A 9716-nucleotide genomic window follows, 5' to 3' on the forward strand; every position below is an offset into this window, starting at 1 on the left:
CGCTCGACCGCGAGCGCGACGCCCATCCCGCCGCCGATGCACAGCGACGCCAGCCCGCGCTTCGCGTCGCGCTTGGCCATCTCGTGCAGCAGCGTCACCAGGATCCGGCAGCCCGACGCACCGATCGGGTGACCGATCGCGATCGCCCCGCCGTTCACGTTCACCTTCGACGTGTCCCAGCCCATCTGCTTGTGCACCGCCAGCGCCTGCGCCGCGAACGCCTCGTTGATCTCCATCAGGTCCAGGTCGCCCGGCGTCCAGCCCGCGCGCTCCAGGCACCGGCGCGATGCCGGCACCGGGCCCATCCCCATCACGCTCGGATCGACGCCCGCGTTCGCGTAGGCCTTGATCTTCGCCAGCGGCGTCAGACCCAGCGCCGCCGCCTTCTGCGCCGACATCACCAGCACCGCCGCCGCGCCGTCGTTCAGCCCCGACGCGTTCGCCGCCGTCACCGAGCCGTCCTTCGAGAACGCCGGCTTCAGCCCCGCCAGCGACTCCGCCGTCACGCCGTGACGCACGAATTCGTCGGTCGCGAACTGCAGCGGCTCGCCCTTGCGTTGCGGGATCGACACCGGCACGATCTCGTCGTCGAAGCGGCCCGCCTTCTGCGCGGCTTCCGCCTTGTTCTGCGACAGCGCCGCGAACGCATCCTGCTCTTCGCGCGTGATCCCGTATTCCTTCGCGACGTTCTCCGCCGTGATGCCCATGTGGTACTGGTTGTACACGTCCCACAGGCCGTCGACGATCATCGTGTCGACCAGCTTCGCATCGCCCATCCGGAAGCCGTCACGCGAGCCCGGCAGCACGTGCGGCGACGCGCTCATGTTCTCCTGGCCGCCCGCGATCACGATGTCCGCGTCGCCCGCGACGATCGCGTTCGCCGCCAGCATCACGGCCTTCAGGCCCGAGCCGCACACCTTGTTGATCGTCATCCCCGGCACTGCCGTCGGCAGCCCGGCCTTGATCAGCGACTGCCGCGCCGGGTTCTGGCCCGAGCCGGCCGTCAGCACCTGGCCCATGATCACTTCGCTCACCTGCTCGGGCTTCACGCCCGCGCGCTCCAGCACTGCGCGGATCACCGTCGCGCCCAGTTCGGGTGCTGCAATCTTCGCAAGCGAACCGCCGAATTTGCCGACCGCGGTCCGCGCGGCCGATACGATCACTACGTCCGTCATGTCCAGTTCCTGCATTGAAATCAGTTCGTCGTTCCGACGCCGGTGCGAGCCGGTCTCGGCCGGCGAACGCGCTCCCCGGGCCATCCGGCGCGGTAGCGGTCGCATGCCTCTGTACGGCGAACCGCACCCGTCCGCACGGGCGGCACACCCGCACGGCTCGCCGGGCACCGGCGCGTTGCGGCAAACCGGACGTGAGCCGGACACCGCGCGGCACACGCGGCGTCCGGCACCATCCGGCGCCGATCAATCGTGTCGCGCCCGTGCGCGACACATGCTTGCGCGGCTACGCGATCACGCAGCCGATTCGCGGGCGGCCGCGGCGTCCTTGCGCGCGGCGGCGGCCGTTTGCTTCGCACCACGCGTTGCCGTTTCGGTGACCGCGTCGAAGCCGCTCTGGGCGGCTTCGATCGCCTGCCCCGTCGCTGCGCGTACGGAGTCGGCCGCGGCAGTCGCCGCGGACAGCGCCGAGTTCAGCGCGGCCACCACCGGCGCCGAGCCGGCCGGTGCGTGCTTCGACAGCTCGCCCAGCACGTCCTTCAGGCGCTTGTCGTTCTGTTCGTATTGGGCTTGCGCGACCTTTGCCCATTCGGACTGCGTCGACACCGCGATGTCGAACAGGTGGCGGCCGTAGGACACGGCCTTGCCGGCCGCTTCCTGCGGCACGGCGATCTGCTGCGCGAAGCCCACGGCCGGATTGCTGCTGTTGAACGCGTTCTTCAGCTTGTCTTCGTATTCCTCGAGCGCCGTCCGGGCCGCTTGCAGGTTGAGTTCGACGACAGCCTCGAAACCTTGGATAGCCGGACGGGCGATCGCAAACCACGCGGCGATACCGGACTGATAATCGGCATTGAGTTTTTCGGGGGCAAATACGGACATCGGGCACGCTCCTGTTGGCAATGCGAGAGACGACGTAAGGAAAATCGGAAGCCGGTTCGACAGCAGACTTCCTTATTGACAACCCGTCACTTGTTTGAGTACGGGAAGGTGAAGGATCCCATTCTAGATCGATTAATTGTCAATTAAATGGCATTAATACTAGGTGTAAACCCTTATCTTAATTCCGGGCGACCGCTGGAACCCGTGATGCGCCGACATCGCAGACGAGACGGCGCTTCACTCTGTCCCGCAATGCATTTCTACCTTTTTACAGGATAGCCGATCATGACGTCGCGCAACATTTACCAATTCATTATTCCGTTTATTAGAAAACCGGCGCACATTGAAAATGGAGCAGTCGCTTATGTAATCGTTTTTTGCGGATTTATTATGAAATCGTTTTCGGGATTATTAATGACAAAATCAATGATCGGACGAATTGCGGGTCGCAATAAAAAAAGGCCGCATGATGCGGCCGCGTGCTGGTCAGGCAGGCAGTGAAGATCAGCCGGCCAGTTCGCGATGCAGCGCGAGGAACTCCTGCGCGAGCTTGTGCCCGGGCTCCAGATGGATCACCGGCCTGGACTGCTGATGCGACTCGCGGATCTTCACCGAGGCCGACAGCCTCGACGCGAGCACCGGCAGCCCTTCTTCGACGAGTTCGTCGACGAGCCGCTGCGGCAGGCTCGCTCGCGGCTGGAACTGGTTGATCACGATCCCTTCCACCTCGAGCGCCGCGTTGTGGTCCTGCTGGATCTCCTTCACGTTCTCGAGCAGCGTGTACAGCGCGCGACGTGAAAAATCGTCGCAGTCGAACGGGATCAGGCAGCGCTCGACCGCGATCAGCGCCGAGCGCGTATAGAAATTCAGCGCGGGCGGCGTGTCGATGTACACGGCGTCGTAGGCATCGAGCTCGTTCAGCGCGTCGCGCAGCTTGTAGATCTTGTAACGCGATTCGAGCTTGCCGTGCAGCGTGTCGAGATCCGGATGCGCGGGCATCACGTCGAGCCCTTCGAACGGGGTCGGATGGACGAACGACGCGACGTCGACCGGACGAAAGTTGAAGGTCAGCGCGGTTTCGAAGAAATCGGCGACACCCGGCTGCGCGTCGGCCGCGGCGTCGCCGAGCAGGTAGCGTGTGGAGTTCGCCTGTGCGTCGAGGTCGATGACGAGCGTGCGCAATCCTTCGCTCGCGCTGATCGCCGCCAGGTTGCAGACGATCGTCGACTTGCCCACGCCGCCCTTCTGGTTGAATACGACCCGCCGCATGGTGCCCCCTCGATCGAACGTCGAAAAGAGCAGCTTAGCCGGTCAATAATGGCGACCGCGTGACGCAGGTCGAATTGCGTGCGATTTGTATACGGCACGCATCAGGTGCGCGGCAGCGCCCCCGACACGTACCGGCTGCCGGGCACGCACCACCGCCACGGGAATTCCATGCCGACGCGAATGCCGATGCGCGGCCCGCCCGCCAGGTTCGCGGGCGGCGGCGTGCCGTCGTCGACGATCGCGAACCCTTCGCGCGCAGCGACGAGATCGACGCCATCCTGCGCACCGCCGATGCCCATCGCCTGCGTCAGCCGCGCCGGCCCGCGGCACAGATCACGATCGCGCGTCTGCGGCGGCCGTGCCGCGCGCATCCGTTCGATCCCCTGCACCGGCTCGAGCGCACGGATCAGCACGCCCGTTCCCGTGCCGTCCGGGCCGCACACGCAGTTGCAGCACCAGTGCATGCCGTACGTGAAATAGACGTACAGGTGCCCCGGCGGCCCGAACATCGTCGCGTTGCGCGGCGTCTTGCCGCGATAGGTATGCGCGGCCGGGTCGATCGCGCCAGCATAGGCTTCCACTTCGACGATCCGCCCTGCCCGGCCGTCCGCGGCCGCGAGGATCTTGTTGAGCAGTTGCGGCGCGACGTCGGTGGCCGCGCGGTCGAAGAACGCGCGGGGCAGCACGGCGCCCGGCCACGCAGGCGCGGGTTCACCGCGCCGCATCCCGCCTCTCCGGTTGAAGACCGGAACCGGCCTTCGCGTGCAGACGCAGTTGACGGTAGGCATCGACCAGATCGTCGAGGCCGAACGCGAGATTTCTCCCGCTGGGATTGGGCAGCACCCAGACACTTGCCCCCTGCATGCGGGCCGGCTGCAAGCCCCACCCGACCTCACGCTGGCCGGAAAGCGCCGAGTACGCCGCCTTGCCGAGAAAGGCAACGAAGCGCGGCCGATAACGCGCCACCTTTTGCTCGAACCCCGCGGCCGCGGCCATGAATTCCGCGCGCGAAAGCTGATCGGCGCTTGCGGTCGGCCGCTTCACCACCGCCGTCAGGCCGCAGCCATGGCCGAGTATCGCGCGATCGTCCTGCGGCGAAATTTCCGCCGGCGTGAAGCCCGCGAGATGGATCACGCGCCAGAAGCGGTTGCTCCTCCCGGCGAAGTGATGCCCGGTCTCGGCCGCGGCCAGGCCGGGGTTGATCCCGCAGAACAGCACGTCGAGATGCTCCGCGATGAGGTCGGGAAGTTCGTCAGCCACGATTTGCCTGGCGTGCAAGGAACATCGACGTAAACGAAAGAAGGCCCGAAGACCCGGGCCAAGCAACCGGCTTGACTCGGACATTCGGGCCCATCGTGACGCAGGATACCGGCGTGCCGATCAGAACGGGATATCGTCGTCCATTTCGTCGAAGCCGCCGCCTGCCGGTGCGCTCGGACGGCTTTGCGCGCCGCCGCCAGCACCGCCACGCGCCGCGCCGCCGGCACGACCGCCGCCGCCACCGCCGCGTTCCATCTGTTCGCCGCGACCACCGCCGCCGCCACCACCGTAGCCGCCGCCGTAACCGCCTTCGTCACCACCGCCACCGCCGCCGCCCGCACCGCCGCGGCCGCCGAGCATCTGCATCTGGTCGGCGACGATTTCGGTCGAGTAACGATCCTGGCCGTCCTGGCCTTGCCACTTGCGCGTGCGGATGCGGCCTTCGATATAGACCGACGAACCCTTCTTCAGGTATTCGCTGACGATTTCCGCCAGACGGCCGAAGAACGCGACGCGATGCCACTCGGTCATTTCCTTGAAATCGCCGCTTGCCTTGTCCTTGTAGCGGTCGGTCGTCGCGAGACGGATGTTCGCAACCGCGTCGCCGCTCGGCAGGTAACGGACTTCAGGATCGGCGCCGAGATTGCCGACGAGGATGACCTTGTTGACGGATGCCATGTGTTTCTCCAGTAAATTCGATGCCGGGCCGCCCGCTCACGCTGCCGGTGCGGCCCGCCGGGCAAGCCGGCGAACGCCGCCGGTGCCTGCCCGAAGTAAGTTCAGGCCTTGCGCGGCGGCGCTTTCATGCTGGCCGCGATTATAAGCCACGCGGCAACGAGCCCCGAGCACGTGTAGAACACCGTGTTGGCGCCCCCGTGCTTCAGCAGCCAGCCGCCCACGATGCCGCCGAGCGCGAGCCCGATCGACTGCGTGGTGTTGTAGACACCCGTGGCCGCACCCTTGCGCGAACCGGGCGCGAGCTTCGACACGAGCGACGGCTGCGACGCTTCCAGGATGTTGAAACCGAGAAAGTAGATGAACAGAATCGCCGCCACAATCAGGATGGTATGCGGCGCGCTGCCCAGCAGCAATTGACCGATCAGGATAGCCAGAATGCCGCCGAGCAGCACCGGCTTCATCTTGCCCCGTTTTTCCGCGACGATGATCGCCGGAACCATCATCACGAACGCGAGCCCCATCACCGGCAGGTAGACCTTCCAGTGCGCGGCGACCGGCAGGCCGCCGTCGACGAGCAGGCGCGGCACAACGAGGAACAGCGCCGTCTGCGTCGCGTGCAGCACCAGCACGCCGAAGTTCAGGCGCAGCAGCTCGACGTTGTGCAGCACCTCGGCGAACGGCGCGGGCACGTGCACGGGCTTCGCCGCATCGGGCACGATCCACAGCACGACGCCGATCGCGAGGATCGACAGTACGCCGACGATCGCGAACAGCCCGCTCATCCCGACCCAGTGGAACACGATCGGCGCACCGACGATCGCGACCGCGAACGACACGCCGATCGAGCCGCCGACCATCGCCATCGCCTTCGTGCGGTTCTGCTCGGAGGTCAGATCGGCGATGAACGCGAGCACCGCGGACGAGACCGCGCCCATCCCCTGGATCACGCGGCCGACGATGATCCACGTGATGTCGTGCGCGAACGCGGCGACGAAGCTGCCGATCGCGAAGATCACGAGGCCCGTGGCGATCACCGGCTTGCGGCCGAACTTGTCCGACGCCCAGCCGTAGAAGATGTAGAACAGCGACTGCGTGACGCCGTAGGCCCCGAGCGCGATGCCGACGAGCAGCACGTTGTCGCCGCCCGGAATGGTTTTCGCGTAGACCGAGAACACCGGCATGATCATGAACAGGCCGAGCATGCGCAGCGCGAAGATCGCCGCGAGCGACGTGGTCGCGCGCAATTCGGGCGCAGTCATGCGGGAAGACGTGGCAGACGGATTGGACATCGGGAATGTATTTCGAATGATCGGGATGACCGCCCGACACCGGGCGGCGGAAGATCAGGACCAGCGGCCCGGGAGGCTTGGCGGGCGACACGTCGGGGCAGGATTCAGGCAGCCCGCGGGCCACCCGGAACCGCGCGGCGCGGCCGCTTTCCCGGCGCAGGCGCCGCCTTGCTGCCACCTGCGGCCAAGGCCGGGGGCCCCAAACGACGGCCTCGAAAAGCCGTTATAGTAGCAGGTTTGGTTCCCTCCATTTTCGCCAGGTTCATGGAACAGATCCGTATCCGTGGGGCACGCACCCACAACCTGAAAAACGTCAATCTCGACCTGCCGCGCCACAAGCTGATCGTGATTACCGGGTTGTCCGGGTCGGGCAAGTCGTCGCTCGCGTTCGACACCCTTTATGCCGAGGGCCAGCGCCGCTACGTCGAAAGCCTGTCCGCGTATGCCCGCCAGTTCCTGCAGTTGATGGAGAAACCCGACGTCGACCTGATCGAGGGTCTGTCGCCCGCGATCTCGATCGAGCAGAAGGCGACGTCCCACAACCCGCGTTCGACCGTCGGCACGGTCACGGAAATCCACGACTACCTGCGACTTTTGTACGCACGTGTCGGTACGCCGTACTGCCCCGATCACGACATCCCGCTGGAAGCGCAGAGCGTGTCGCAGATGGTCGACGCGGCGCTCGCGCTGCCCGAGGACACCAAGCTGATGATCCTCGCGCCCGTCATCGCGAACCGCAAGGGCGAGCACGCGGAGCTGTTCGAGGACATGCAGGCGCAGGGTTTCGTGCGCTTTCGCGTGCGCTCGGGCGGCGGCGCCGCGAACGAAGGCGTCGCGAAGATCTACGAGGTCGAGTCGCTGCCGAAGCTGAAGAAGAACGACAAGCACACGATCGACGTCGTCGTCGATCGTCTCAAGGTGCGCCCGGACATGAAGCAGCGCCTCGCCGAATCGTTCGAGACGGCGCTGCGCCTCGCCGACGGCCGCGCGATCGCACTGGAAATGGATACCGACCACGAGCACCTGTTCAGCTCGAAGTTCGCGTGCCCGATCTGCTCGTACTCGCTGCAGGAGCTCGAGCCGCGCCTGTTCTCGTTCAACAACCCGATGGGCGCGTGCCCGGAATGCGACGGCCTCGGCCAGATCACGTTCTTCGACCCGAAGCGGGTCGTCGCGCACCCGTCGCTGTCGCTCGCGGCCGGTGCCGTGAAGGGCTGGGACCGCCGCAACCAGTTCTACTTCCAGATGCTGCAGAGTCTCGCGGCCTTCTACGAATTCGACATCGACGCCGCGTTCGAGGACCTGCCGGAAAAGATCCGGAAGGTGCTGCTGTTCGGCTCGGGCAAGCAGACGATCCCGTTCTCGTACATCAACGAGCGCGGCCGCACGACGATCCGCGAGCACGTGTTCGAAGGGATCATCCCGAACCTCGAGCGCCGCTACCGCGAGACCGATTCGGTCGCGGTGCGCGAAGAGCTGTCGAAGTACCAGAACAACCAGCCGTGCCCGTCGTGCGAAGGCACGCGCCTGCGCCGCGAGGCGCGCCACGTGCGCATCGGCACCGGCGACCACGCGCGCGGCATCTATGAAATCAGCGGCTGGCCGCTGCGCGACGCGCTCGGCTATTTCGACGGGCTGACGCTCGAAGGCGCGAAACGCGAGATCGCCGACAAGGTGATCAAGGAAATCGTCGCGCGCCTGACGTTCCTGAACAACGTCGGCCTCGACTACCTGTCGCTCGAGCGCAGCGCCGAGACCCTGTCGGGCGGCGAGGCGCAGCGCATCCGGCTCGCGTCGCAGATCGGCTCGGGTCTGACGGGCGTGATGTACGTGCTCGACGAGCCGTCGATCGGCCTGCACCAGCGCGACAACGACCGCCTGATCGCGACGCTCAAGCACCTGCGCGACCTCGGCAACTCGGTGATCGTCGTCGAGCACGACGAGGACATGATCCGCACGGCCGACTACGTCGTCGACATGGGCCCGGGCGCCGGCGAGCACGGCGGCGTGATCGTGGCCGAAGGCACGCCGAAGCAGGTGCAGTCGAACCCGCAGTCGCTCACCGGCCAGTACCTGGTCGGCAAGCGCACGATCGAGTACCCGGACGAGCGGCTCGCGCCCGATCCCGAGCGGATGCTGCGCATCGTCGACGCGCACGGCAACAACCTGAAGCACGTCGATCTCGAGCTGCCGGTCGGCCTGCTGACCTGCATCACCGGCGTGTCGGGTTCCGGCAAGTCGACGCTGATCAACGACACGCTGTATCACGCGGTCGCGCGCCACCTGTACGGCTCGTCGGCCGAACCGGCACCGCACGAGGCGATCGAGGGCCTCGAGCACTTCGACAAGGTGATCAACGTCGACCAGTCGCCGATCGGCCGCACGCCGCGCTCGAACCCGGCCACCTATACGGGCCTGTTCACGCCGATCCGCGAGCTGTTCTCGGGCGTGCCGACCTCGAAGGAACGCGGCTACGATCCGGGCCGCTTCTCGTTCAACGTGAAGGGCGGCCGCTGCGAGTCGTGCCAGGGCGACGGCGTGCTGAAGGTCGAGATGCACTTCCTGCCGGACGTCTACGTGCCGTGCGACGTGTGCCACGGCAAGCGCTACAACCGCGAAACGCTCGAAGTGCAGTACAAGGGCAAGAACATCAGCGAAGTGCTCGACATGACCGTCGAGCACGCGTACGCGTTCTTCAGCGCGGTGCCGGTCATTGCGCGCAAGCTGAAGACGCTGCTCGACGTCGGCCTCGGCTACATCCGCCTCGGCCAGTCGGCCACGACGCTGTCGGGCGGCGAGGCGCAGCGCGTGAAGCTGTCGCTCGAACTCTCCAAGCGCGACACCGGCCGCACGCTGTACATCCTCGACGAGCCGACCACCGGCCTGCACTTCCACGACATCGCGCTGCTGCTGGAAGTGATCCACCGGCTGCGCGACCAGGGCAACACGGTCGTGATCATCGAGCACAACCTCGACGTGATCAAGACGGCCGACTGGGTGATCGACCTCGGCCCCGAAGGCGGCGCCGGCGGCGGCCAGATCATCGCGCAGGGCACGCCCGAGCAGGTCGCGAAGACGAAAGCGAGCTTTACCGGCAAGTACCTCGCGCCGCTGCTCAAGCGCCCGACCCGCAAGGTCGCGGCGGGCTGACGCTTCGCGCCGCCCTGTC

Annotated in this window: 9 protein-coding genes; 2 read left to right on the forward strand and 7 right to left on the reverse strand. The window is 66.3% G+C overall.

The features are described from left to right. Positions 1-1175 (reverse strand): acetyl-CoA C-acetyltransferase (locus tag ABY44_RS37305; RefSeq protein WP_060174564.1); only part of this gene is annotated, 1175 nt, incomplete at its 3' end. Positions 1176-1466: 291 nt separating this feature from the next. Continuing rightward, positions 1467-2051 carry a TIGR01841 family phasin gene (gene phaP / locus ABY44_RS37310; protein WP_027789115.1) on the reverse strand — a complete coding sequence of 195 codons (585 nt, stop codon included), beginning with the start codon at positions 2049-2051 and terminating at the stop codon, positions 1467-1469. A gap of 285 nt (positions 2052-2336) precedes the next feature. Between phaP and ABY44_RS37315 the strand changes: the two genes are divergently transcribed. Next, complete coding sequence (locus ABY44_RS37315; protein ID WP_155638017.1) at positions 2337-2552, forward strand: hypothetical protein; 216 nt, start codon at positions 2337-2339, stop codon at positions 2550-2552. Positions 2553-2555: 3 nt separating this feature from the next. Here the strand turns inward: ABY44_RS37315 and ABY44_RS37320 are convergent, their stop codons facing one another. The 5 genes from ABY44_RS37320 to ABY44_RS37340 form a co-directional block, all read right to left on the reverse strand. Next, positions 2556-3320: a ParA family protein gene (locus tag ABY44_RS37320; RefSeq protein ID WP_027789114.1), complete on the reverse strand. Its 765-nt coding sequence runs from the start codon at positions 3318-3320 to the stop codon at positions 2556-2558. A gap of 101 nt (positions 3321-3421) precedes the next feature. Then, positions 3422-4045 carry a DNA-3-methyladenine glycosylase gene (locus tag ABY44_RS37325; RefSeq protein WP_060174793.1) on the reverse strand — a complete coding sequence of 208 codons (624 nt, stop codon included), beginning with the start codon at positions 4043-4045 and terminating at the stop codon, positions 3422-3424. After that, positions 4032-4580 carry a G/U mismatch-specific DNA glycosylase gene (gene mug / locus ABY44_RS37330; RefSeq protein WP_060174794.1) on the reverse strand — a complete coding sequence of 183 codons (549 nt, stop codon included), beginning with the start codon at positions 4578-4580 and terminating at the stop codon, positions 4032-4034. Before mug ends, ABY44_RS37325 begins: the two co-directional genes overlap by 14 nt. A 120-nt stretch (positions 4581-4700) precedes the next feature. Continuing rightward, positions 4701-5258 carry a single-stranded DNA-binding protein gene (locus ABY44_RS37335; protein ID WP_021162583.1) on the reverse strand — a complete coding sequence of 186 codons (558 nt, stop codon included), beginning with the start codon at positions 5256-5258 and terminating at the stop codon, positions 4701-4703. 101 nt (positions 5259-5359) lie between these two features. Next, complete coding sequence (locus tag ABY44_RS37340; RefSeq protein WP_059695088.1) at positions 5360-6547, reverse strand: MFS transporter; 1188 nt, start codon at positions 6545-6547, stop codon at positions 5360-5362. A 264-nt stretch (positions 6548-6811) separates the two neighbouring features. Between ABY44_RS37340 and uvrA the strand changes: the two genes are divergently transcribed. Continuing rightward, a complete protein-coding gene (gene uvrA, locus ABY44_RS37345; protein ID WP_060171871.1) occupies positions 6812-9697 on the forward strand; it encodes an excinuclease ABC subunit UvrA in 2886 nt (961 codons plus the stop codon). Positions 9698-9716 lie beyond the last annotated feature (19 nt).

It is taken from the genome of Burkholderia sp. ZZQ-2 (assembly GCF_050768715.1).
Lineage (GTDB): Bacteria > Pseudomonadota > Gammaproteobacteria > Burkholderiales > Burkholderiaceae > Burkholderia > Burkholderia cepacia.